Source organism: Alcanivorax sp. (assembly GCF_002726155.1).
Taxonomy (GTDB): domain Bacteria; phylum Pseudomonadota; class Gammaproteobacteria; order Pseudomonadales; family Alcanivoracaceae; genus Alcanivorax.
Window position 1 is genome coordinate 22,990 of the sequence record NZ_PBSH01000006.1, and the last position, 25,456, is coordinate 48,445.

The 25,456-nt window shown below is 61.2% G+C and carries 15 protein-coding genes; 10 read left to right on the plus strand and 5 right to left on the minus strand.

The window, feature by feature from the left end; translation table 11 throughout:
- Window position 1: 1 nt before the first annotated feature.
- Window positions 2-985, minus strand: coding sequence for a hypothetical protein (locus CL546_RS02150; protein WP_290492763.1), 984 nt, complete (start codon window positions 983-985; stop codon window positions 2-4).
- An 87-nt stretch (window positions 986-1,072) separates the two neighbouring features.
- Here CL546_RS02150 and CL546_RS02155 point away from each other — a divergent pair, with 87 nt between their 5' ends.
- Complete coding sequence (locus tag CL546_RS02155) at window positions 1,073-1,918, plus strand: metal-dependent hydrolase (protein WP_290492765.1); 846 nt, start codon at window positions 1,073-1,075, stop codon at window positions 1,916-1,918.
- A 197-nt stretch (window positions 1,919-2,115) separates the two neighbouring features.
- Here CL546_RS02155 and CL546_RS02160 read toward each other — a convergent pair whose 3' ends face one another.
- A complete protein-coding gene (locus CL546_RS02160) occupies window positions 2,116-4,374 on the minus strand; it encodes a mechanosensitive ion channel domain-containing protein (RefSeq protein WP_463671026.1) in 2,259 nt (752 codons plus the stop codon).
- 258 nt (window positions 4,375-4,632) lie between these two features.
- Here CL546_RS02160 and CL546_RS02165 point away from each other — a divergent pair, with 258 nt between their 5' ends.
- From CL546_RS02165 to CL546_RS02190, 6 genes are all read left to right on the plus strand, one after another.
- A complete protein-coding gene (locus tag CL546_RS02165) occupies window positions 4,633-5,370 on the plus strand; it encodes a hypothetical protein (RefSeq protein ID WP_290492767.1) in 738 nt (245 codons plus the stop codon).
- Window positions 5,370-7,109, plus strand: coding sequence for an SDR family oxidoreductase (locus CL546_RS02170; protein ID WP_290492769.1), 1,740 nt, complete (start codon window positions 5,370-5,372; stop codon window positions 7,107-7,109). Before CL546_RS02165 ends, CL546_RS02170 begins: the two co-directional genes overlap by 1 nt.
- Window positions 7,110-7,311: 202 nt before the next feature.
- Complete coding sequence (locus CL546_RS02175) at window positions 7,312-8,157, plus strand: MerR family transcriptional regulator (RefSeq protein WP_290492770.1); 846 nt, start codon at window positions 7,312-7,314, stop codon at window positions 8,155-8,157.
- A gap of 297 nt (window positions 8,158-8,454) precedes the next feature.
- Window positions 8,455-11,559, plus strand: coding sequence for a penicillin acylase family protein (locus tag CL546_RS02180; RefSeq protein WP_290492771.1), 3,105 nt, complete (start codon window positions 8,455-8,457; stop codon window positions 11,557-11,559).
- A gap of 246 nt (window positions 11,560-11,805) precedes the next feature.
- A complete protein-coding gene (locus CL546_RS02185; RefSeq protein WP_290492773.1) occupies window positions 11,806-12,780 on the plus strand; it encodes an NADPH:quinone oxidoreductase family protein in 975 nt (324 codons plus the stop codon).
- Between the two features lie 170 nt (window positions 12,781-12,950).
- A complete protein-coding gene (locus CL546_RS02190; RefSeq protein WP_290492775.1) occupies window positions 12,951-16,730 on the plus strand; it encodes a hypothetical protein in 3,780 nt (1,259 codons plus the stop codon).
- On the opposite strand, the gene CL546_RS02195 is transcribed toward CL546_RS02190, so the two are convergent.
- Entirely contained in the window at window positions 16,712-17,155 is a 444-nt protein-coding gene (locus CL546_RS02195) for an acyl-CoA thioesterase (protein WP_290492777.1), read from the minus strand. The two genes, CL546_RS02190 and CL546_RS02195, sit on opposite strands and share 19 nt — an antisense overlap.
- Before the next feature lie 100 nt (window positions 17,156-17,255).
- On the opposite strand from CL546_RS02195, the gene CL546_RS02200 reads away from it, so the two are divergent.
- A complete protein-coding gene (locus CL546_RS02200; RefSeq protein ID WP_290492778.1) occupies window positions 17,256-18,866 on the plus strand; it encodes a class I adenylate-forming enzyme family protein in 1,611 nt (536 codons plus the stop codon).
- Window positions 18,867-18,905: 39 nt separating this feature from the next.
- On the opposite strand, the gene CL546_RS02205 is transcribed toward CL546_RS02200, so the two are convergent.
- Window positions 18,906-20,309 (minus strand): phospholipase D family protein, encoded by a 1,404-nt coding sequence (locus tag CL546_RS02205; protein ID WP_290492780.1) that lies wholly within the window; start codon window positions 20,307-20,309, stop codon window positions 18,906-18,908.
- A gap of 248 nt (window positions 20,310-20,557) precedes the next feature.
- Between CL546_RS02205 and CL546_RS02210 the strand changes: the two genes are divergently transcribed.
- Entirely contained in the window at window positions 20,558-22,444 is a 1,887-nt protein-coding gene (locus CL546_RS02210) for a hypothetical protein (RefSeq protein WP_290492781.1), read from the plus strand.
- Window positions 22,445-22,511: 67 nt separating this feature from the next.
- Window positions 22,512-24,512: a bifunctional 2',3'-cyclic-nucleotide 2'-phosphodiesterase/3'-nucleotidase gene (locus tag CL546_RS02215; RefSeq protein ID WP_290492782.1), complete on the plus strand. Its 2,001-nt coding sequence runs from the start codon at window positions 22,512-22,514 to the stop codon at window positions 24,510-24,512.
- A 66-nt stretch (window positions 24,513-24,578) separates the two neighbouring features.
- Here the strand turns inward: CL546_RS02215 and CL546_RS02220 are convergent, their stop codons facing one another.
- Window positions 24,579-25,430: a DNA ligase gene (locus tag CL546_RS02220; protein WP_290492783.1), complete on the minus strand. Its 852-nt coding sequence runs from the start codon at window positions 25,428-25,430 to the stop codon at window positions 24,579-24,581.
- Window positions 25,431-25,456 lie beyond the last annotated feature (26 nt).

The window sequence follows — 25,456 nt, forward strand, 5'->3', positions numbered from 1 at the left end:
ATTAACTAAGCATCTCCAGCGTCTGCTCCGCCTGAAAATACCCCGCCAGATGCCGGCGCAGCCACGCCTCCAGCAAGCCTTCGCTCTGTAGCTTGGCCATCACCGGAGGCAGGAAACGGCGGGCATCATCGAGCATCAATTCACGGGTGACACCCAGCTCATCGAGCAGGCCGGTGAGGCTGGTGTCGCCATATTTATCGAAAAACGCGTGTACCCCGGATTCCAGCATGGCGTTGAAGTAATCCGTGTGCCGCAGCTCGCGCCAGTACTCGAACACGATCACGAACAGCTCCTGAATATCCTCGCTGCTCACCAGCTCTTTCAGGTCCGCCACCGGGCGCTGACTGAAATCCTGCCAGGCCACTTGCACCAGCGCCCGCAGCTCTTCCAGATTGTCATCGCGGTACAGATAAGGATCGCTTAACAGTTGTTCCGTACGACGCAACAACCACTCCTGCAGGCGCGCCTCCAGGCTGGCCAGCCAGCGTTCCGGCAGGCGCTTGCCCAGCTGGCTGCGCAAGGGGGCCGGCAAGCCCTGGTGCAGCAAGGTCTTGAGCCCCAACTGGGCGCCCCCAGCCAACAGCGCCAACAACACCGGGTTACGGCCCAACCAGGCCATTCCCTGGCGGGACAGGGGAATCTCCAGGACTTTATCCAGCAACGCCATCACCACGCCTTCATCGACCACCTCTTCCACGGTGCGCTCGCTCTGAATGGCGTGGTCATAAAACTGCTCCACCATGTCACCCACCAGTTCGGGGATAGCGCCGCTGATATCCATCTGCACCGCATATTTCTGGGCCGTGGCAAACACTTGATCAGCCTGCACCCACTGGTTCAGCGAATAAGCCGCCGCCTTGTCCAGCACGAAATCCAGCTCCTCAACAATCAAGGCATCCAACTGGGCCGGCGCAAGGCGCGCCAGCAGGTAATCAACCAATCCATCCAGTAAACGATCTGCGACTTCCTGTTTCTTTTGCGCCATTTTTTGCATTTCCCGAAGAAAAAGTTCTTGATGCGACAAGGCACCATTGTATCATTGCTCGATGTCACAGTTACGGAGGCGCGCATAATGGCGATCTCGATTCTTCCCATCCGCCGCAACCTGAAATTCAACCTGAACCCGGCCAAAGCACTGACCTGGCATCGGGACGGCCTGAATGTCAGCCAGTTCCTCAACACCATGAGCCTGTTTTTTCCGGTGGGTGAACGCTTCTTTATCGACAGCGTCCGTTACTATCGTGACCAGATTACCGACCCGGAGCTGAAAAAGGCAGTGACCGCCTTTATCGGGCAGGAAGCCATGCACGGCCGCGAGCACGAAGAATACAACGACTTCGTCGCCCAGGCCGGCATTCCCCTGCATGCCCAGGAGGCCTTTGTGGCCAAGCTGCTCGACACTCTCCAGCAGCGCAGCCCGAAATCCTTTCAGCTGGCGGCGACTGTAGCACTGGAACACCTGACCGCCATTCTCGGCGGCGGTTTGCTGGACCTGCCAGAGCTGATGGACGGCTCCGATGAAGGCTACAAGGCGATCTGGAACTGGCACGCCCTGGAAGAAACCGAGCATAAAGCCGTGGCCTTCGACGTGTACCGTACCGTCATCGGCGGCGACAGCAACCTGGGGGCCTACGCCCTGCGCAGCAGCACACTGGTGCTGGCCACCGGCGTTTTCTTTGCCCTGTTTATCCCTTTCTACCTGCACAACGTGCGGATCAAGGGCGGCCTCACCGACCTGAAAGGCTGGCGCGCCGTGGCCAAACACACCTGGGGCCGCAAAGGGATTTTCCTGAATATCACCAAACCCTGGTTCGACTGGTTCAAACCCGGCTTCCATCCCTGGGATCACGACAACCGCGAACAGCTGGAAAACTTCGAGGCCCTACTCGGCGACCTCCTCAACGAGGAAGCCGCCTAACCGTTTTTCATTCACCGAGCTCTCCCTTTTCCGGTGACTTCCAGGGTCGGCACTTTGTGCCGGCCCTTTTTTTTGCCGCGCTGCGGCCGCAGCACGCTTCACGCAGCATGCAACACGCTGGCAAACCTGCCGAGATCGGGTCTCGTAACGAAAAAGCGCCCGCTTTTGCAGGCGCTTTGTGCATGAACCGCCAGCGGTTACCCGTTACTGCCATTCTGGGTGGACACCACTCGATCATCCGCCAGGCGGATGTTCCCCGCCGGCGCATTGCCATCCCGGTCCTCGCCGAAGTACAGGGTGGTATGCGGGAACGGAATCTCGATACCCGCCTTGTCGAAGTAGATCTTCACCAGCCGGTTGAAGGCACGCCCCACTGCCCACTGATTACCCGGCGTGGTCTTGATCACCACACGGATATTCACCGAACTGTCCGCCAGGGCCGTGACGCCAGCCACCGTCATCGGCGCCAGGATATTATCCTTGTGTTCGCCTTCCTTGAGCGCCTCAAAGGCGGCCTCGAGCTGGACAATGGCATCGTCGATGCTTTCCCGGTAGCCAATGCCGTATTCGCCCACATGGTTGCCGTATTCACGGGTGTAATTGGATACCGCATCCACCGAGGAAAACGGCACAATGTGATACGTACCGTACAAGTCACGCAGTGCCACCGAGCGGATACCCACCCGCTCCACGGTGCCGGAATTGGCACCAACACCGACGAAATCCCCGGTATTCATGGCATTTTCCAGCTGAATAAACACCCCGGTAATCACATCTTGCACCAGCTTCTGGGCACCGAAACCAATGGCCAGACCCAGCACCCCGGCACCGGCAATCAGCGGGCCGATATCCACACCCACTTCCGAGAGCACGATCATCACCGTCATGATAATAATGGTGATCGCCAGGCTGGTATGAAACAGCCCCAACAGGGTTTCGCCCCGCGCCGCCTGGGCGGGCGTACTGGTTTCTCCGGGGCTGAATTTATGCTCGACCAGGCTGGCCAGGGCAATCCAGACCGCCGCCGCCAGCGCCAGAATCAGCAAGATATCAATCAGCGCAGAAACGGTTTGCGCACCGGCGGTGGTGGCGTACCAGGCGGCCAGGTCATACAGCTCCCAGGCGTCCAGTGACAGCACCACTACCAAGGCCAGAATCAGGCCCCGGATGATTTTCAGGCCGGTGGGCACATAGGTGTTCACCCGCGCCTGAAGGCGGGGCATGCTGGCATTGAGCCGTTCCGGCAACTGGATCTCTTTGCCAATCATCTGTCCCAGGGCCACCGACACCAGCAAGCCCAGCCCCACATAAATCAGGGTCTCAAGCGTCGCCAACGCCACGAAAGGCAACGCCGTTTCCGGGTTCAGCACAGTGACGGTAAACACCAGCAACGCGTAGGCCAGCGCCAGCCAGTGCCAGGTCCGCGCCAGCACCAGCAACAGCAGGCGTATCGGCCCGGATCCGGTATTCGCCCGGTGGGTCAGGGCCTCACGCAGCACCAGGCGTTTGCGCCAGATCACCGCGGCCGCATACACCAGCGCCACCAGCATGATCACGGTCCCGGCGGCACTGCCCAGGGAAGGAGACACATTGAAGTTCAGCACCGGCACCAGCACCAGCAGGCCGTAGCCAATCAACCCGGCTTCGCGGGCCAGAAACCGGTTACAGAAGCGCGCCTGCTCTGCTGCCACCGGCAGCAATCGCAAACCCTCGTAGCGGGAAGAAAAAAACATACGCAGGCCCGCCTTGGCCAGCTCCACCAGCAGGAAGGCATTCAGGAACAGCGCCAAGCGGGTGGCATCTGCGCCCAGCTGCTCGGTGAGCAATGGCGCCACGAACGTGCCAGCCAGATAGGCCAGCGCCACCACGATGATATCCAGCAGCGCCGCGACTGCCACGGCCACCATGGTGCGCAGGATCGCCACTTTCTCTGAACCGGCCCGGGCCCAGACACTGAGACGGGCAAACACAGAGCCCACCACCGCACGCAGCACCCAGAACACCACAAACGTGACGGCCACCAGAATCACCAGATTCAGCAAAGCCGCAATGACGGTTTTCATCTCCACTGGCGCCGCCGTCGCCTCGCTGGCCACGGCATCGCCGCCAAACCAGCCCGACACCAACACGCCCAGCGCCGCAAATTGCCGGCCCATATCACCGGCCAGGTTGCCGGTGGCCGCCGCCATGCGACGCGCCATGGATACCTGCCCGGCGGTCTGGCCACTGGGGGCCTGCGCAGCAATCTCCGCTGCCGGCACTTCGCTTTCCAGGCCCAGCGACTCTGTCTGGGAAGACGCGTGCACGCCACGCAACTGATCGATCAACACCTTGCGGCTGGCATCATTTTCCAGCAGATCCGCCAGCTCTGCGTATTCACCGGGCTGTCCCACCACAGGCTGAGCAGACGCTTCAGCGTGGGCCGCAGCCGTAAAGAGCATGAGCACAACAGCCATCAGGGCTGTCAGGTAACGAAAGGTCTGGGTTTGATGGCGCAAACTGATCTCCTTATCCCGGCCATCGCCGGGCAAAACGCAGGATTTGAAGCTTATTCAGGCGCCCACCCTAACAATTCACACACCCTGAAATGTGAAAATTGCGCGAAGATTGCGGCAAAGCGCGATCCCGTTTTTGCCCCCGCAATTGGCCCTGGGGAGTCATCACCCGGGTAACAATGCCAGTCACGGCGGTTGACCGTGACATTGAGCACTGTAATGATCGGACTCCATTCCATCGACAACATGGCGGAGGCGTTCATGAACGCATTCTGGACCCCGGACTCGCAGGCCCTGGCGCCTTATCTCGCGGCCTGGCAGCAGGCGCACAAAGGGCTGCAGATCATCGCTGGATCCCTGCAACCGGGCATGACCGAGCAGGATTGCGAACTGCTGATCCGTGACTGGCTACGTGCGCACCAGCTGTTCGATCCGGCCCGCCCGCCAAAGGTGCGCTTTACCGCCCAGCCAACCCGCCGTCGCTTTGGCCTGAACAGACCGGGAAAGCGTCGTTACCGAATCGGCATGGGCTATATACTGCGTTGCGACGCGGTGCAAAACGGCTACGCCGCCAAGGCCTGCCTCAGCGGCCCCGACGCCGTTCCGCTGGCCGCATTACACCGCCGTCTGCGCGACTATCGCGACCAGCTGCCGCAGGCCCTGGCCCGCGGGGAAACACCCCAGCAGCTCGCTGACCGTTTTCCCGGCCTGCGTCAGCACTATCGGCTGGCGCCGCTCACCGGCACCCTGCCCGAGGGGAACCGCATCGGGGAAGGGCCGCTGATCCCCGGCCTGTGGCAATGGCAATTGACCCTGAGCGATGGCACGCACAGTGCCGGTAGCAGTGAATTCCTGCTGATGGACGATCAGGGCCCGCGCTGGCTGACCGACACCCCGGCGCACCTGCTCGACACAAACAATAACGGCAATAACCACAAGCAAGAGGAAGCAGCCTGATGGTGCAGTGGTGCGACAGCAAAGTGAGCCGTGATGGCGTAGATCTGGCCGTACGGACCTGGAGTTCCGACAAGAGCCCCACCGTGGTGCTGGTGCACGGCTATCCCGACGCCAATCATGTCTGGGAAAAAGTGGCCGAACGGCTCAGCCGGGATTTTAAAGTGGTCGCCTATGACGTACGCGGCGCCGGCAACTCCTCCATCCCCAAAGGGCGCAAGGCCTACCGACTCAGTGAGCTACGCGCCGACCTGCACGCGGTAATGGATGCGGTCAGCCCGGATCAGCCCGTGCACCTGGTGGGCCACGACTGGGGCTCCATCCAGACCTGGGAGTCCGTCACCGAACCCGGCGCGGAACAACGCATTGCCTCCTACACCACCCTGTCCGGCCCCTGCCTGGACCACGTGGGCCAGTGGATGAAGGCACAGCTGAAAGAACAGAAGCTCGGCGCTGTGCTCAATCAACTCAGCCATTCGTGGTACATCGGCGCCTTTCAGCTGCCCGTCCTCGCGCCGCTGTTATGGAAAGCCGGCCTGGCGAAAGCCTGGCCCCAGGTACTGCGCCGCACCGAAAAGCTGCACAGTGAACCCAGCGCCACCCAGCTGCAGGACGGCACCCACGGTATCGAACTGTACCGGGCCAACATGCTGCCCTGCCTGCTCAAACCCCGGGAGCGCTATACCAAGGTACCGGTGCAACTGATCGTTGCCCGCGAAGACAACTATGTGCGCCCGGCCATGCTGGAAAGCCTGCCACAATGGACCGACCGCCTGTGGCGCCGGGAACTGGACTGCGGCCACTGGGGCCCCCTGCTGCAACACCCGGACGTAACTGCCCGCTGGATTCGCGAGTTCATTCAACACATCGATGGCGCGCCGGCCAGCGGCCCGCTGCAGCGCAGCGAAATCACCGGTACAAAACCGCGTGGCCCAGACAGCGGCAAGCGCGTTGTGGTCACCGGAGCCGGCTCCGGCATCGGCCGCGAAACCGCGCTGGCCTTTGGCCGCCGGGGCGCGCTGGTGCTGTGCACCGACATCAATGCCGAGGCCGCCGCCAGCACCGCCAGCATCATCGTCCGTGAAGGCGGCGACGCGCTCAGCCGTAAATGCGATGTGAGCAACACCCGCTCCATGGAGGCCCTGGCCCACTACGTGGAGAAGGAACTGGGCGCCCCGGACATCCTGATCAATAACGCCGGCATCGGCCTGTCCGGCTCACTGCTCGACACCAGCGTGAAGGACTGGCAACAGGTACTGGGTGTGAACTTGTGGGGCGTCATCCATGGCTGCCGATTATTCGCCCGCCAGATGATCGACAACGGCAAGGCCGGCCATATCATCAACGTGGCTTCCGCCGCCGCCTTCCTGCCTTCGCGCATGCTGCCCGCCTATGCCACCAGCAAAAGCGCAGTGTTGATGTTCAGCGAATGCCTGCGCGCCGAAATGGCCGAGCACAACATCGGTGTCAGCGCCATCTGCCCCGGCATCATTGATACCCCCATCACCCGCAGCACCCGCTTTGTAGGCGTGGCCGACGAAGAACAGAGCCGCCGCCGGGAAGATGCCGCCAAACTCTACCAGCGCCGGGCCTATACCCCGGACCGAGTGGCCCAGGCCATCGTCGAGGCCGTGCAAAGCAACCGCGCCGTGGTGCCCGTCAGCCCGGAAGCCGTGGGCATGCAATGGCTGGGTCGCTTCACCCCCTCACTGGCCCGCAACCTGGCACAAGTGGAAATTTAGACGCGGCAAGCTTCACGCAACACGCAACAGCGCGATTTCGGTCTGTAGTTTTCCGATGCCCGTGGCCGCGCCCACGGCCGGTGCGCAAACCGGGCCCGTCAATCAGCACGGGCTTCGCCCGCGTTGTTGCGTGATGCTTGTTGCGAGTTGCGTCTCTTTTCTCCTTCTAGCCCCAGTGCAAAAAGGGGGCTATCATCGCCACATGAAAACCAGTGACCGTAATCCCGCAGCGATTCTGCGCAGCCTGAAAAAGTACACCCAACCGGCTGAGCAGCAGGCCCCGGCCGATGCCGGCGACCACAAGGAATTTACCATCGACGAACTGGCCCGCGAAGCCGGCTCGACGGTGCGTAACGTGCGTGCCTACCAGGATCGCAGCATCCTGCCGCCCCCGGAAAAACGCGGCCGCACGGGCATTTACACCGATGTGCACCTGGCACGCCTGAAGATTATCGGCGCCCTGCTAGAGCGCGGTTACACCCTCAATAATATCCGCGACTTGCTCAGCGCCTGGGAACAGGGCCGTGAGCTCAACGATATTCTTGGCCTGGAAGTGGCCGTCACCTCCTGGCAGACCCCCAGCGTCCCCTCCTACGTGGACTACCAGGATCTGTTGGATGACTTCGGCGAAGACATTACCCCGGAAGTGATGACCAAAGCGGTCAAGCTGGGCTACATCATTCCCGAAGGCATGCGCCTGCGCCTGCCCTTCCCGCGCGTTTACAACGCCGGCAAGGAACTCAGCGAAGCCGGCGTCCCGCTGGATGCCGTGCTTACCCACGTGAGCCTGGTCCGCGAGGAAGTGGACAAACTGGCCGAGCGCTTCATCGGCATGATCATCCACCACCTGGTGGACGAAAAGTACGGCGACGAAGCCCTCCCTGAAGGCGAAGACGTGCCCAAACTGGCCGACTTCATTACCCGCATCCGCCCCCTGGCCGATGCCGTGGTCAGCGACGAGCTGGGCCGTGTCCTGGAAAAGAGCATCAACAAGATTCTCGTCGACCGCCTGGCCAACGTGCTGGCGCATATGGAAGAGAAGGGCTAGCACGCCGCCCCACGCTTCACGCAACACCGCGCGGATCTGCAGAGGATTCTCAACCTCCGCACCCGCACTTTCAAACCTGCTCTTCTCTCCGCGCCCCCCGTGTTGCATGAAGCATGATGCATGCTGCGTTAAGTAGGCTTTTCTTTCTGTTTTGTTGCCGCCTCTCCCCCCCATACCCACAGGAATGCCAATCTTGGGACGACCGTGCGAAAAAATTGCGTCTTCGCGCTAACGCCCACGCAACCCTCGCACTAAAACAATCTCGCGCCAAAACAATAAAGTCCCGAGGAGAGCACCATGAAACCCGGATTTGTCATTACCGCGCTGCTTGCCGCCAGTCTGATCAGTGCCTGCGGGGGTGGCGGTTCCAGCAGCCCTGCCCCGGTGGTCAACACTCCCACGCCCAACGAGCCCACAGAGCCGGAAACACCTGCGCCAGAACCGCCGGCAGATCGTCCTGCCAACGTCTCCGCACCCTATGCGGATTACGGCACCGTGCTCAACATCCTGCCCCCCGGTCAGGATGATATCGGCGGGCTCAGCAGCCTCACCGCCGACATTCCCGGTCTGGGGGATCTGGTGGGCACCCTGCTGGATGATCTGGTCGCGGAAACCGGGCTGGTGCCCGCGCTTACCAAAGAGCCCCACTTCGACGACCAACTGGGCCTCTACGATGCCCTGGTGCGCAGCGAGCCGGGCCTCACCGACGACCAGCTAACCGACTATTTCAAAGCCGCCCCCTTGCTCGGCCCCGAGGCGGGTAATTGGGAAAGCGAACTCACTCTGGATACCAGCGGCTACCAGGTGGACATCAAACGCGACAGCTATGGCGTACCGCACATTTACGGCGACTCCCGCCGCGACGCCCTGTTCGGCGTGGGCTATGTGACCGCCGCTGACCGCCTGTTCCTGCTCGACGTACTGCGCCGCGCCGGCCGGGGCGAACTGTCCCGCTTCCTGGGCCCCGCGGATTTCTCTTTCGACAGGGATATCGCGGTGGATGCCCCCTACCGGGAAGAAGACCGCACCACCATGATCGCCAAGACCGTTGCCCGCTTTGGTGACGATGGCGCCCAGGTCTTCGAAGACGCCACCAACTACGTGGCTGGCCTCAACCAGTACGTCACTGATGCGCGCAGCGGCCTGCTGCAGGTGCCGGTGGAATACGTGGCGCTGGGCGTGCAACTGGAACCCTTCGTGATTGAAGACGTGGTCGCCATCGCCACCCTGATTCAGGGCATCTTCGCTGGCGGCGGCGGTAACGAGCACAAGAACGTGTTGCTACTGCAGGCCCTGGAAGAACAGACCGGTAGCGCAGAAAGCGCCTGCGCCCTGTGGAAAGACCTGCGCAACGGTCTGGACTCGGAATCCTCGGTCACCACCACCCGCTCGTTTGCGACCCAGTCACCACCCACCCTGCCCGACCTGTGCCCACTGAGCGGCGAGCTGGCCGGCCAGTTCCCCGGCGCAGTGATGTTCGATGCCGGTTCGTTCCAGGCCCACCAACCCCTGAGCCATGAACCCTGCGGCCGCCCCGGCCAGCCCCAGTGCCCCGAAGCGTTGGGCAATGTTCCCGCCCTGCCCGGCACCGGCGTGGTCGGCGGCCTGCTGGATACCGTGGGGGATCTGCTCGGCGGCATTCTGTCCCTGTCCTTTCTGGAAGACCAGGGCGCCCAACTGGGCAGTCAGTGGGCTACCCTCACCCGGCAGCTTCGTCAGCTGGGCAGCGCCACTCAGGCCGACACCCGCCTGAGCGACACACAACGCGAACAGGTGCTGCAACGCATCGCGGGTATTGAAACCGGCATCAGTGGCCTGCGCGACGGCTTCCCGAGCACCATGTCCAATGCCCTGCTGCTCAATGCCGAGCATTCTGCCAGTGGCCAACCGCTAGCCGTGTTCGGCCCACAGACCAGCTATTTTGTCCCCCAGCTACTGCTGGAAATGTCTATCCACGGTGGCGACATCAATACCCGAGGCATGACCTTTACCGGCCTCCCCTATGTGGTGATCGGCCGTGGCCCGGACTTCGCCTGGAGCGCCACCTCCGGCAGCTCCGACCTCACCGATGTCCGCGTCGTGCAACGCTGCTCCCCCACTGAAACCCCGGCCCACGGAGAGGGTGGCTATCAGGTCAACGGCCAGTGCAAACCCTTCGATGTGATTGACGAGGAATGGGTGGCGCGCTGGAACCTGGCCTCCTCCACAGACCCGGAGGCCGTGGGCCAGAATGAAACCGTTCACCGCCGCGTGATCCGCACCGAGGAATACGGTCCGGTGATCGGCTTTGCCACCGTGTCCGGCATGCCCGTGGCGGTCACCCGCCAGCGCAGTACCTACTTTGCCGAGCTGGATACCGCGTTGCCGTTCATGCAGGCCACCCGCAATGACGTGCACGATGTACAGAGCTTCTACGACGTGTTCTACAACACCACGGGCAGCTTCAACTGGTTCTATATCGACGACCGGGATATCGCCTTCTTCCATTCCGGCGACTACCCCCAGCGCGCCGACGGCATCCACCCGGAACTGCCCAGCTGGGGCAACGGCCAATATGACTGGGACGGCTTCCTGCCCCAGCAGGCCCACCCCCAGGCCAGCAACCCGGAGCGGGGCTACCTGGCCAGCTGGAACAACCGCCCGGCACGGGACTGGTGGGCCGCTGACGCCCACGCGCCCTATGGTTCCGCCCATCGCAACAACATCCTTGATGTGCGCCTGCAACAGTTGGTGGAAGAAGGCAGCGTCACCCGGGCACAAATGGTAGAAGCCATGGGCGATGCAGCCACCGTGGACCTGCGCGGCCAGGAAATCATCCCCCACGCCCTGGCCCTGCTGGAAAGTGCACCGGTCACCGGCGACCAGGATAGCGCCATCCGCCTGATGCACGACTGGGTCGCCAACGGCGCCATGCGCCGGGACCGGGACGGCAGCGGTAATTACGATGAAGAAGCCGCCGTAGCCCTGATGGACGCCTGGTACCCGCTGATGATCGACATCCTGCTGCCGCAAATCACTGACGTGGAGGATGTGAACGGCCAGAACCTGTCGCTGATGGATCGCGATAACAAGCCCGCAGCCGGCGGCTCCGCCTACAACTTTGGTTACTACAGCTACGTGGAGCGAGTGTTGGAACAAGCCCTGGGCACCAGCGCCAACCCCTACCGGGAACTGAGCTGCGCGGATAGCGATGACAGCAATGCCTGCCGCGATGCCCTGGCTGACAGTCTCAACCAAGCCATCGAGCAACTGGGCGGCATCGCCAGCATGGATAGCTGGAACGTGGACGAAAGCCAGGACCAGATCCAGCACCGCGCCATCGGCCTGTCCGGCGTCGCCCCCATCCACTGGCAAAACCGCCCCACCTTCCAGCAGGTGGTGGAATTCACCGGGCACCGGTAAAGCCCAGTGACGAGATACGAGTAACGAGTTGCGAAGATCAATAGCCCAATCTTACCAGGCTTGGTTTTCGCTTCTCGCTTCTCGTTACTCGCCAAGCATCTCGGGTAGCGCAGCATCTACACGATCCCCACCATCGATCATTACTTCCCCGCATACACCCACATCCACCCCATGCATTTGTCTAATCCTCCCATCGGCGTTAGCGTCTGCTACACATAAAAATTCTGATTTCCGGGAGAGCACCACATGCGCGCCATTCTTTGTAAGGAACTGGGCCCAGCCAACACGCTGGTCATTGAAGACATCGCATCCCCTGCGCCGGGCAAGGGCGAAGTGAAGGTGCGGGTAAAAGCCGCCGGCCTGAATTTCCCCGACACCCTGATCATTGAAGGCAAGTACCAGATCAAACCGGAACTGCCATTTTCACCCGGCGGCGAAATGGCCGGGGAAGTGCTGGAAGTAGGCGAAGGGGTGAAAAACTTCAAGCCGGGTCAGCGGATCATGGGCCTCACCGGATACGGTGCTTTTGCCGAAGAGATTCTGGTACCGGAAAACCGGCTAATCCCTGTACCTGATGGCATGGACGACCATACCGCCGCCGCCTTCTCCATGGTCTACGGCACCAGCTACCACGCGCTGAAACAACGGGCCAACATCCAGCCCGGAGAAACCCTGCTGGTGCTGGGCGCCAGTGGCGGCGTGGGCCTGGCTGCAGTGGAAATTGGCAAGGCCATGGGCGCCAAGGTGATCGCCTGTGCCAGCAGCGATGAGAAACTGGAAGTGGCCAAAGAAGCCGGCGCCGATGACCTGATCAACTACGCGGACGAAGACCTGAAGGACGCGCTCAAGAAGCGGTATCCCAAAGGCGTGGACGTGATCTACGATCCCGTGGGTGACAAGTTCACCGAAGCAGCCCTGCGCAACATGGCCTGGAACGGCCGCCTGCTGGTGGTCGGTTTCGCCGCCGGCGACATCCCCAAGATTCCTGCCAACCTGGCGCTGCTGAAAGGCTGCTCCATCGTCGGGGTGTTCTGGGGTGCCTTCACTCAGCAAGAGCCGAAGGTGAACATGCAGAACATCATGGAACTGTTCCAGCTGTTCGGCCAGGGCAAGCTCAAACCGCGCATCAGCCAGGTGTTCAAGTTCGAAGAATACGAACAAGCACTGGCGGCGCTCACCTCGCGAACAGCCAAAGGCAAAGTCGTGCTGGCTGTCGAGTAGCCTGTTATCGGGGCCTGCGGGCCCCTTTATCACCACACGTTACCCCGCATACCCCCTATACTTGCCGCTATCCCCAATTTGGGGGATGCCCCCGTTTCCCTTCCCCTTTATAAATCGCAGCAACACCAATATTCATAGCCGCAGGTATAAGTCCAGCGGCAGGGGGAACTATGTTCTGGCCATCGTCGCTATCTCGATATCTACTTTCCGCGGGCACCGCCTTGTGGCTTGCCAGCACCACCGTTATTGCTGCGCCAGGGGATACCGACCCCTCATTCGGTGTTGATGGCTTGGTGCTACACACACCGGGCAGTGTCGCACTCAATCTCAGCAACACCCCCAGCACCGTCATCTCGCTCAGCGACGGCACACTGCTGGTGGCCGGACACAGCGAAAATGGGCAGACCGTGAGTGGGGTCGCGGATACCGACATCTTGCTGGCCCGTTACCGGGCAAACGGCCAGCTGGATACCCGTTTTGGCCACCAAGGCATCGTCACAACCGCCACGTCCACGGCTTACAGCCGGGTGTCCGGGATGCTTGAGCAGGCTGACGGCAAACTGCTGGTCTACGGCATCCATGCCCAGCTTCGTGCCGCTGACAGGGGGCTGGTGGTTCGCTATCTGCCGGATGGCCGCCTGGACCCGGGTTTCGCCGATGGCGGCATCCTCAGCCTGACGTTGGGCAGTGGCTACGACCAGATCAATGCAGCCATCCAGCAAGCCGATGGCAAGATCGTAGTGGCAGGCGCCGGGCTGCACAGTGATGACGATTTCGTGCTGGCGCGGCTCAATAACGATGGCTCGCTGGACACGACCTTCGGCACCGACGGGCTCGTGATCACCGATTTCGGCGGCAGCCACATTGCCTATGATCTGATCGCACAGAACGGCAAACTGGTCGCCGTCGGCAGCGGCGGTAACGGTGTCAGCGGCATTACCATCGCCCGCTATCTTGCCAACGGCACTCTGGACACCGGCTTTGATGGCGACGGCTTCCTCAACCTGGATGTGACCAGCGGCTATGACGCCGCCTTCAGTGCCTTTGCATTGAGTAATGGCCAGCTGTTGGTCGGAGCGCGTACAGGGGGCACGCAATCCTCCTTACTGCGCTTTAACGACGATGGCTCACAGGACCTGAGCTATTCCCTATTGGGGCTTCACCTCCTCTCGGGCCAGTCAGGCGTGATGGCATTACGTGGCCTCGCCAATGGCAAGCTGCTCGCCATGAGCCGCAACAACCAGGTGGCCCAACTCAACGCCGACGGTACCGTGGATGAGGATTTTGCCAGCGCTGGCGAAACCGCCGCACTCAGCGACATGTCGGAAGCCTCCGATATCATCGCGTTGGCGGATGGGCACCGCATTCTGCTCGGCAGAACCCCTTCCGGCAGCATTGTGCTGGCCCGCCGCCAGGACGATGGCGCACTGGACGAGAGCTTCGATGGTGACAGTGGTAGCGGCAACGGCATTGTTATCAATCAGCCCAGACACATCGGCAGCGCCACCTCGCTGCTCGCGCTACTCTCACAGGATGATGGCAAAACCATCGCCATTGGCTACGCCAATAACGGTGACCGCGATATCACCCTGAGCCGTTACCTGCCCGATGGGCAGCTGGACACCAGCTTCGGCACGGACGGGGTCTCTTTTCTCGGCGGCGTCGGCGCCATTGACACGGCGGGCCATGCCATCTGGCAGGGCGACAAGATTCTGGTGGCGGGAAGGTTGGGCAACTATGCCATCGTTGCCCGGTTCAACAACGATGGCTCCCTGGATACCAGCTTCGGCGCCAATGGCTTTCGCCAGCTTGTCTCTGGCAGTAGCACCAATTTTCATCAGCTGCAGCTGCTGGATGATGGCCGCATCTTCGCGGTTGGCCAGCGCAACCAGGATGCCTACCACGACTTCTACGCCGTCATGCTCACCGCCAATGGCGCCCTCGACAGCAATTTCGGCAACAACGGCACCATGCAATACAACATTCTTGAGCAGGAGTATGCCAAAGGGGCAGTCGCAGTGAGTGGCCAGTTCTTGTTGATCGGCCAATCACGCGCCAGCTTTAGTTCGTCCTACTCCCTGCGCGTCCTGCGCATCAATGCCGATGGCACTGTAGACACCAGCTTTGGCAGCAATGGCAGCCTTCTTCACAGCATCAATAACCCCAGCATCGGGCAGGTCATTACCGACAGCAATGGCAAAGCACTGATTGCGGGCACCAGTTCCAGTGACATGTTTGTCATGCGACTCAACACTGATGGCAGCAAGGACGACAGCTTTGGCAGTCAAGGGACAACCCGCATTGATATCAACGGCGATAGCGCCGGCAGCCAGGCCATTACAGAGCAGGCTGATGGTAAAATTGTGATTGCGGGCTACACCCGCCCTGGCAGCCATTTTGACTTTGCCTTGCACCGGCTCCATGCGGATGGCACTGCGGATACGACCTTCGCCGAGAGCGGCACGCTAACACTTGATCTGTACGGTGATGAACGCTTGTTCGCCGTTACTCAGCAAGCCGACGGCAAACTGGTCACCGGCGGTTATGCCCGCAACTTTGCGCAATTCGCCCTGCTACGGGTGGAAGCCCTGCTCGACAGTGACGACGACGGCACCCCGGACGTTAACGACGCCTTCCCCAACGACCCCACCGAAACCACTGACACCGACAACGACGGCACCGGCGACAACAGCGATGCCTTCGTCACCAACGACGCGGCCGCCACGGACGATGACGGTGATGGTTTTCCGGACAGCTGGAACAACGACTGCGACAGCAGCTGTCAAAACAGTTCCGGACTGACCCTGGACCCGTCGTTAAACGATGTGGATAACGACGGCCTGGTCGACAGCGAGGACGACGACAACAACCGAGACAACCAGCCCCCCACTGTGACCGCACCGACCCACATTGCCGTTAATGCCACCGGCGACCTGACCGAGATCATGTTGGGTGAGGCCGCTGCCACCGATCTTGTCGATGGCAGCCTCAGTGCCGTGCCGCAAACCCCGGACAACGCCACCACCTTGTCCCTGGCACCCGGCCGGCATCTGATTACCTGGCAGGCCACTGACAGCGCCGGCAATATCGGCAGCGCAACCCAACAGGTGGACATCACACCGCTGGCCGGCTTCACCACCGATAACCAGATCAGCGGCGAGGGCAATAGCGTCACTGTCACGGTCACCCTGAATGGAGATGCCCCCGTTTACCCGGTGGTTATCCCCGTGATACTCAACAGTAACAGCACCGCCACCAGCCCGGCAGATCACAACGCCACAGCAACCACCATCGTGATCAACGAAGACGCCGAACCCGTCCACACCGGCAGCCTGACATTCACCACCACCGACGACGGTGTGGGCGGTGAATACGATGAAACCGTGATCCTGGATCTGGTGGCAGACAATGGCAGTGACACCCTGGAAAACGCGGTAATTGACGACGCGCTGTCACGGCACATTATTACCATCACCGAAATGAACGTGGCCCCCACGCTCACCTCCGTCACCCTGAGCCAGGGTGACGACAGCATCGACCTAACCGCCGGCACGCCGACCCTCTACGAGCGTTTTCATGATGCCGGCAACATCCAGCTAACCGCCAACATGACCGACCCGAACCCTCAGGACAGCCACACCTTCGAATGGGTCATCAACGATGTGGTGCAGCCAGAAACCGGCAACACCCTGTTGATCGACATGGATCTGTACAGCACCGGTGAGTACCTGCTGTCTGTCACGGTGAGTGACAACGGCAATCCCCCGCTGAGTAGCGCCCCCCTCAAGGGCGGCGTCGCCCTGACCGACAGCCCGGCGCCCTACGGTGGCGATCAAGCGGGTGGCAGTAGCGGTGGCGGCAGCCTTGGCTGGCTGCTCATGCTGCTTGGCGCAGCGGGCGGGCGACGGGTAGCCCGCCGGTCGTCAGGCGCTCAACCGCGCCCGCTCTGATCGATCACCACCCCCGGCGCCCCGGCCTGCAGCAGCTCGCGCAGATCCTCGGGCACCGGGGTCTTCTCGAACGGCTCCGTGGTCATCATCACGTACACCGCTTCTGAGTGCGCAATGGCACGGCCATCGTCCGCGTGACGAATATCCGCCTGCAGCGAGAACGAGGTGTTGCCCATATGGGTCAATGACACGAAGACATCCAACACGTCATCAAAGCGTGCCGACGACTGCCATTGGGTGGTCAATTTCACCACCTGGTTATCCAAACCATCCGCCAGCAACTGGCTGTAATCACGGCCCAGCGCACGCATGAATTCGGTCATGGCGATATCCACGTAATCCCCGTAACGGGCGTTAAACACCACGTGCTGGGCATCGCATTCGTTGTAGCGCACCCGAAATCGAAAGCAAAAAGGATTAGCCATACATCACACCTGATTCTGTGAAATCGCTGTATTGCGAGCAAACATACCGAAGAGTATGCTCGATCTATTTTCGGAATTCTATTCCATAAACGGAGAGCCCATGACCACCGCCAGCGACGCCATGCCCCGCTACGCCCCTGAACGAACCGACGAGGTTTTCACGCCCCTGCCCCAGCGCCTGCAACACTGGGCGAACACCCAGGGCGACACGCCGGCACTGTACGATGAAAGCGGCATGCTCACCTGGCGGCAGCTGGTGAACAACGTCAACCAGGTGGCCAACCAGTTGATCGACGCAGGCCTGCAACCGGGCGACACGGTTACCGGCCTGTCCGAAAACAGCGCCCGCTACCTGACCCTGTTTCTGGGCACCCTCACCGCTGGCGGCTGCATGGTGCCGCTCTCCGGCATGGCAGTCGGCGACACCCTGGCGCTGATGATCAACGATTGCGACGCCCGCTTCCTGTTCGTCTCCGACAAGCATCGTACCCTGATTGATCCCTTGCTGGGCGAGCTGGCCAACATTCCCCAGGAGCACCGCTTCAGCCTGGATTTCCAGGCACCAGGATGGCGAGCCTTTGATAACTGGGTAGCTGGCAGCCGCACCGTCGCACCGGACCACCACCCGCAACCGGACGACCCGTTCAATATCATCTACAGTTCCGGCACCACCGGCGTGCCCAAAGGCATTTTGCATGACCACCGCATGCGCGCCCGTCAGCTGGAACGGGTCACCGACCTTGGGTACGACCAGAACGCCGTCGCGCTGGTCTCAACACCGCTCTATTCCAATACCACGCTAGTGTGCGTTCTCCCGACGCTATTCGCCGGCGGCACCCTGATCACCATGGCCAAATTTCACAGTCAGCGTTATCTGGAACTGGCCGAGCAACACCGCGTCACCCACACCATGTTAGTGCCCGTGCAATATCAACGGCTGCTGGATGACCCGGCGTTTGACCGCTTCGACCTGAGCAGCTTCAAGGTGAAATTCTCCACCAGTGCCCCCCTGCGCGCGCCGTTGATTGCCGATGCCATGGCACGCTGGCCGGGTAATCTGGTCGAGTTCTATGGACTCACCGAAGGGGGGCTGTCCACGGTCCTCAACTGTGCCGAGCATCCGGATAAATGGGCCACCGTGGGGCAACCGGGCGAAGGCTGCGAAGTGCACATCATCAACGAGGATCTGGAGGAACTGCCTTCCGGAGAAATTGGCGAAATCGTGGGCCGCAGCAGTGCCATGATGCGCGGCTATTACAAGCGCGAGGACAAGACCGAAGAGCTGCTCTGGACCCGTGCCGACGGTGCCGTGTTCTATCGCACCGGTGACATGGGCCGGCTCGACAGTGACGGCTTCCTGTCAGTGCTGGATCGCCGCAAGGACATGATTATTTCCGGGGGCTTCAATATCTACGCCGAAGACCTGGAAAAAACCCTGCTCAGCCACGACGACATCACCGATGCCGCAGTGATCGCCATTCCCAGCCGCCAGTGGGGCGAAACCCCGCTGGGACTGGTGGTGTTGCGCAAGGGTTGCAATACCGACCTGACAACCCTTTGTGACTGGGCCAACCAGCAACTGGGCAAAGCCCAGCGGCTGTCCGCACTGGAACAACGGGACCACCTGCCGCGCAGCACCATCGGCAAGATTCTTAAACGGGAACTGCGCGATCCTTATTGGCAGGAACAACCACAACAAGCTCGCGGTTAACCATCAGCGCCCCGGTCTCGCACCGGGGCAATGATCGCGCTACAGAAACCGTTCAATCGGCAAGCGCGCCAGCAACCAGGCAGCCAGCCAGCGGCCAATGCTGACTCGCGGCTCCCGGTGCAGCACTTCCGGGGTGCCATCGCTGCCGTCCGCAGCCCAGGTTAACCGGCCCGCTTCACGGGATACCCGGAAACTGTTTTCCGGCGCCAGCCCTTCTTCAATAAACGCGGCCACCTGCTGCCCCAGCGCCTCCGACGCCACGTAATAGCCCATCTCGGTATTCAGATGCACCGAGCGTGGATCAATATTGAACGAACCGACAAACACTTCGCGACGATCCAGCACCATGGCCTTGGTATGCAGACTGGCCTGGGAGCGGCCTTTGAACAGGCGCACTTGCCGATGCAACGCACGGGCATTGGGCTGTAATTCATGCAACTCCACTCCGGCCGCTAACAACCCGGAGCGATAGCGCGCATAGGCGCCGTGGGCGGCAATCACATCATTGGTGGCCAGACTATTGGTCAGCACGGCAGCACGCCCGCCACGTCGCCGGAAGCCGGCAAGCGCGTCCACAAAATCATTGCCCGGAATGAAGTAACTGGCTTCCATCAATAATTCCTGGTGATCTTGCCGGCCCAGCAGGCTGGCCAGCTGATCCCCCATCAATGTCTGTCTGGCGCCGCTGGCCTTGTCCGGGCTATCGAACAACAACACCGCTGGCGCCTGCACACACTGGCGTTCCTGCTTTTCCAGATAGTCCGTAAAAAATTTTTCGTGTTGAGGGAACAAGTAAGGATAGCCTTTCAGGGACCTGCGCCAGTGCGCCAGCCACCGCCAGACTCCTTCGGCGGTGGCTTCGGTGCGACGACGGTAACTTTTCATCGGCACGGCCAGCGGGCTGTGCCAGAACGCCTCAAACGCCGCACGGGTATCCGCCACGATCGGGCCATGGGCATACAAATCCAGGTCACGGAAATTGGTGGACGCATTCACCCCAAAATAATGGTCAGCAATATTTCGCCCGCCCACCAGCGCCCGCTCCCCATCCATGATCCACGCCTTGTTGTGCATGCGGTGGTTCAGGCGTGGCGCATGGTAGAGCCATTGCAGAAAATGCTTATAGCGTCCCTTGAACGGATTGAACAATCGCACCTGAATATTGGGGTGCGCATCCAGCGCCGCCCACTTCACATCCCGGCCCAACTGGTTGGCATGATCCAGCAACATGCGCACCTTCACACCCCGCCGCGCCGCCTCCAGCAAACGATAGATCAGCAGCTTGCCGGTGGTGTCGTCATCCCAGATGTAGTACTGCACATCCAGCGAGCGCTTCGCCAGCCGCGCCAGGGTGACTCGCAGGGTGAACGCCTGATCGCTGTCGGCAACCAGTGAAAAAGACGACACCGGCGTGGGCGTCGAACCGGACGGTGTCTGGCTCATTGGCACTCACCATTTCGACTCGGCGCTGGCCATGATGGTCGCCGGTCAATTTGCCCATCGATGCGCATACCTCGTCCTCTCTGCTCCCGGTCGTGATGCTCTGATGACAGGAATATAAAACCTGACCTGAGTGCCAACCCTGCCATACATTCACCGGAATTCATCAAACTATCACGATCTTTTTACCGCATTTTCTTGTCACGGCGTCAGCCTTTCGGTCTCCCTCTTTCATTCAAGGATGACCGCACATGAACAGGCACGTTCTCACAGCACCGGCCGTCACCGCTCTGCTCACTGCCCTTTGCGCCAGCGTCAACGCTGCCCCCTACGACTGGAACTACCCGGCGCCGATCAAATCCCCCGGCGCTAACGATAACGGCAAGGTCGTGCTCTTCGATGTCTCCCACGGCGGCACGGAAGGCAATGCCGACTGGGTGATCGACGGCGCTTTTTCCGACTTCGCCGATGATCTGGTCAGCGCCGGTTACACCGTGCAGGAATACCGCGGGGTGGATAAAAACAGCGACGGCGTTATCCAGTTTGTGGATGACTACACCAACCCGACCACGGCCAACAGCAACGCCAATGAAGCGGTCATCACCTACAGCGCCATCAGCCATGCGGATGTACTGGTATTGGCGGAAAGCAACCGCCCTTTTACCCAGTCAGAATTACAGGCACTGGAGAATTTTGTGGCCGCCGGCAAGGGCATCTTCTTTGTGGCTGACCACTACAACGCGGACCGCAACCTGAACACCTGGGACAGCACCGAGGTGTTCAACGGCTATAACCGCTCCACCCTGCCCCAGTTCAATGTGGGCGGCAGCTACGGCGACCTGCGTAACCCGGGCACCGCCAGCGGCTGGCTGGCGCAGGAGTTCGGCATTCGCTTTCGCTTCAATGCCATCGACTGGCACAGCGGCGCCAGCGGCATTGAACCGGCCAGCCAGGTAGAGGGGCTGACCACCGGTGTGGGCCCGGTACTGATGGCCGGTGGCGCCACCCTGGCGATCACCGACCCGAATAAGGCCAAGGGCCTGGTGTACTTTTCCACCAGCGACAGCCCCAGCCGCTGGAGCCATGCGGTGGATTCCGGGCTCTACTTCGGCGGCACCGCCGAAGGCCCCTACGTGGCCATCGCCAAATCCGGCCCCGGCAAGGCCGCCTTTATCGGCGACTCCAGCCCCATCGAAGATGCCACGCCCAAATACAAACGCCAGGACAACGGCAACACCAAGAGCACCTACCCGGGCTGGACCGATGCCGGTAACGCCTCCCAGCTCAGTATTAACCTGATCGACTGGCTGGCCACCCCGGAAAGCTACACCCAGTTCAACAGCAGCGCCCACCCGGCCGGCACCGCAACGCCGATCCCCATGGCCAGTGAAGAACTGGACGACCCGGACAACGGCCAACCCTGGAACACCCCCTCCGGCGGCTATAACCCCTGGGATGCCAGCACCTTCGACTACGGCGCCTACGGTGCCCCGGACGGCCCCGGTGGCAACAATGGCGGCGGCACCGGGGACAGTTTGTCCGTGAGCGAGGCACTGGCCGAACCCACGGGTACAACGGTGACGGTGGAAGGCGTGATCACCCAGGCTATCAACGGCGAGTACGCCCTGGAAATTGAGGACAGCGTCGGCAGTGCCACCCTTTACGTGAAACTGGAAAGCCAGTACCGCAACGATTTCAGCCCGCAGAACAACCCATCGGTGATCGGCGAAACCCTGCAAGTCAGCGGCGAGCGTGACGTCTACATGGGCGAGCCCAGCATCGAGTACGTCACCGACATGCAGCTGGTGGATGGCAGCAGCGGGGGCGGCAGTTGTGGCAGCAGCGGCGCGGTGTCGGTGAGCGATGCCTACGCCAGCAGCCAGGGCACCCCGCTCACCGTAATCGGCGAAGTCATCAGCGGCGTCAACGACCCCTACGCCCTGGAGCTGAGCGACCTGAACAACAGCACCAGCGTCTACGTGAAGCTGGAGTCCGACCAGCGTGCCGAATACAGCCCCGCCAACAACCCGGCCATGATCGGCCAGACCCTGGAAGTAGACGGCGTGCGCGACCTCTACATGAGTTACCCCAGCCTGGAATCGGTGAGCTCACTCACCGTGATCAGCGACTGCCCCTGATGCTTTTAAAAAATTCCCCGGCGGCGTTCGCGCCGCCCTTCTTTCAACCCGATACACAGGAAACACCATGAAGGCTTCACTGCGATCCCTGCTGGCCCTGTCTCTGGCCAGCGGCGCCTTGCTCAGCGGCTGCGGCGGCGATGACGACAACACTTCCTCCCAACAGGACGCCAGCCCCCGGGTGGACCTGCGTCTGATGGAAACCACCGATATCCACGCCAACGTGATGGACTACAACTACTACAGTGACAGTGTAGATAGCGGCCACGGCCTGGTGCGCACCGCCATGCTGGTCAAGCAGGCCCGCGCCGAAATCACCTACCCGGAAAACGCTGCGTTAGTCGACAACGGTGATCTGATCCAGGGCAGCCCCATGGGCGACTGGCGCCAGGCGCAAGGGCTCACCAGCGGCGAAGTGCACCCGGTCTACAAGGTGATGAATGAAATGGCTTACGACGTGGGCAACTACGGCAATCACGAATTCAACTACGGCCTGGATTTCCTCGCCGAAAGCGTGGACGACGCCGCCTTCCCCTACATCAGCGCCAATGTGTTCAGCGCCGACGGCAGTACCCCCTACTTCGATCAGTACAAGCTGATCACCAAGACGGTCTACGACCGAAACGGCAACCCCCACGACATAACACTGGGCTTTATCGGCTTCCTGCCGCCGCAGATCATGCAGTGGGACAAGAAGAACCTGGAAGGCAAGGTCACCGCCAAGGACATCAAGGCCACCGCGGAGTTACTGGTGCCGCAGATGAAGGCAGAAGGCGCGGACATCATCGTTGCCATTCCCCACTCCGGCATCAACACCACCGCCTACTCGGAAGAGGCCAAGGCAGAAAACAGCAGCTGGTACCTGGCGGACGTGGAGGGCATCGACGCCATCATGTTCGGCCACAGCCACCTGACCTTCCCCTCGGACAGCTTTGCCAACACCGCCAACGTAGATCTGCAAAAAGGCACCATCAAAGGCGTGCCCTCGGTAATGCCAGGCTACTGGGGCAGCCACCTGGGCATCATCGACCTGAGCCTGGCACTCAATGAGGACGGCGAAAGCTGGACCGTGGTGGGCAGCAAGGTGGAAGCCCGCGCCCTGGACCCGGACGGGGAGGCCGATGCCGCCCTCACCGCCCTGGTGAAGCCCGACCACGACGCCACCCTGGAATACATGGGCCAGGTGATCGGCGAATCCACCGATGACATCTTCAGCTTCCTGGCGGTGGTGAAGGATGATCCTTCCATCCAGATCGTCAGCGATGCCCAGAAAGCCTATGTGGAAGACGCTATTGTCGACACCGAGCTGGATGGCCTGCCAGTGCTATCTGCGGCGGCCCCGTTCAAGGCCTGTGACCGTGACGGGGTCTGCGCCGAGGAAAGCAGCTTCACCGTGGTGCCGGCCGGCGAGCTGCAAGTGAAGAACATTGCCGACCTGTACCTCTACCCCAACACCCTGATGGCGGTAAAAGTTACCGGTGCCGAACTGGAACAGTGGCTGGAATGTTCCGCCTCGCAATTCTTCCAGATCACGGATACTGCCAACCCGCAGGAGCTGGTGGATTTCAGTGGCTTCCCCACCTACAACTTCGATGTTATAGACGGCGTCACCTATCAGATCGATGTGACCGAACCGGCCCGCTACGATCGTGACTGCGCCAAGATCAGCGACGGCACCCGTATCGTTGACCTGCAGTTCGCAGGCGCAGCCATCGATCCGGCCCAGGAATTCCTCATCGCCAGCAACAACTACCGTGCCACCGGCGGCCACTTCGCTGGCACCGGCGGCGACCATGTGGTGATCGAGTCCCCGGACGAAAACCGCCAGGTAGTCGGCAACTACATCCAGGCCAACAGCCCGGTAACGCCCACCGCCGATAACAACTGGTCCTTCGCACCGATCCTGGGTTACAGCAGCGATCTGCAAATCGTCTTCCGGGTACCCAACACCGACCGCGCCAAAAACTTCGTGGCCGACGCAGTTGCCGGAGCCGGTGGCAGCTTTATGGCCTCCCTGCTGGATGACAGCGGCAACGAAGCCATCTACGAGCTGAACCTGCAGCCCTGAGACATCCCGGCCTGCCCACACGGTGGGCCGGGTTACACCACAGCCCCCGGCATACCCAAACTGCCGTTACGGCTCAGCCAACGGTTCGTCATGTCTTACCCGAAGAAAACTGGCAAAGCGGGGTAATTCGTTAGCCGTTAGCCCGTAGTATTTATAGGTCACTGTCGCCCCGATCGGGGGCGGTATTTGCCGTTGCGCGTCACTGAACCCGGAGCCCAGTTTGAAACGGCGCCCGGCTTCATCCTGCACCACCAACGCCCCCAGCATGCCCCGGTACTTGCCTTTCCCTTCCGTGTGGCCAATGACTACCGCTTCCGCATCCTGGTACGTCTTCACTTTCAGAATCGCATCACTGCGGCCCGCCTGGTACAGGCTGTCCCCGTGATGCAGCATCAGCCCTTCGCCTCCCGCCGCCATGACCTTGTCCAGCCGCTGCAACAGTGCCACGTGACTGGACGCGGGCTGCTGCTCTATCACGGAAAACGTATACGCATTACTGGCTAACGCCAGCGCCTTCATTTGTTGAATGCGCTGCGAGAAAGGCGCTTCACTGGCGGGCAGATCAAACACCTTGTATCGAATCTGCCGCCACTCCTGTGCGTTGGGTTGCAATCGACGTACTGCGGCGGATACCTCCGCAAATCGCCCGTGCCCCATCCACAACTCTCCGTCCATGGGCGTATCCGGGTAACCGCGCACAAACCAGGCCGGCGCCTTGATCACATGCCCGCCTTTGCTGATCAACTGTTCCCCATTCCAGTAGGCCCGCACCCCGTCCAGCTTTTCGCTGACCCAATACCCCTGCAGCACCATTCCTTTCTCATAGGTCTGCGCCAGCTGCAATGCCGGTCCCTGTGCCAGGCACCACCCGGCAATCATCCACAAGCCAATAATGGCCAGCCCTTGCCTGTTCTTCACGGTATCCTCCCTAGTTTATGTCAGGC

Coding starts and splice junctions, on each gene's coding strand:
- CL546_RS02150 (WP_290492763.1), bottom strand. CDS start 985: ATGGCGCAAAAGAAACAGGAAGTCGCAGATCGTTTACTGGATGGATTG.
- CL546_RS02155 (WP_290492765.1), top strand. CDS start 1,073: ATGGCGATCTCGATTCTTCCCATCCGCCGCAACCTGAAATTCAACCTG.
- CL546_RS02160 (WP_463671026.1), bottom strand. CDS start 4,374: ATGGCTGTTGTGCTCATGCTCTTTACGGCTGCGGCCCACGCTGAAGCG.
- CL546_RS02165 (WP_290492767.1), top strand. CDS start 4,633: ATGATCGGACTCCATTCCATCGACAACATGGCGGAGGCGTTCATGAAC.
- CL546_RS02170 (WP_290492769.1), top strand. CDS start 5,370: ATGGTGCAGTGGTGCGACAGCAAAGTGAGCCGTGATGGCGTAGATCTG.
- CL546_RS02175 (WP_290492770.1), top strand. CDS start 7,312: ATGAAAACCAGTGACCGTAATCCCGCAGCGATTCTGCGCAGCCTGAAA.
- CL546_RS02180 (WP_290492771.1), top strand. CDS start 8,455: ATGAAACCCGGATTTGTCATTACCGCGCTGCTTGCCGCCAGTCTGATC.
- CL546_RS02185 (WP_290492773.1), top strand. CDS start 11,806: ATGCGCGCCATTCTTTGTAAGGAACTGGGCCCAGCCAACACGCTGGTC.
- CL546_RS02190 (WP_290492775.1), top strand. CDS start 12,951: ATGTTCTGGCCATCGTCGCTATCTCGATATCTACTTTCCGCGGGCACC.
- CL546_RS02195 (WP_290492777.1), bottom strand. CDS start 17,155: ATGGCTAATCCTTTTTGCTTTCGATTTCGGGTGCGCTACAACGAATGC.
- CL546_RS02200 (WP_290492778.1), top strand. CDS start 17,256: ATGACCACCGCCAGCGACGCCATGCCCCGCTACGCCCCTGAACGAACC.
- CL546_RS02205 (WP_290492780.1), bottom strand. CDS start 20,309: ATGAGCCAGACACCGTCCGGTTCGACGCCCACGCCGGTGTCGTCTTTT.
- CL546_RS02210 (WP_290492781.1), top strand. CDS start 20,558: ATGAACAGGCACGTTCTCACAGCACCGGCCGTCACCGCTCTGCTCACT.
- CL546_RS02215 (WP_290492782.1), top strand. CDS start 22,512: ATGAAGGCTTCACTGCGATCCCTGCTGGCCCTGTCTCTGGCCAGCGGC.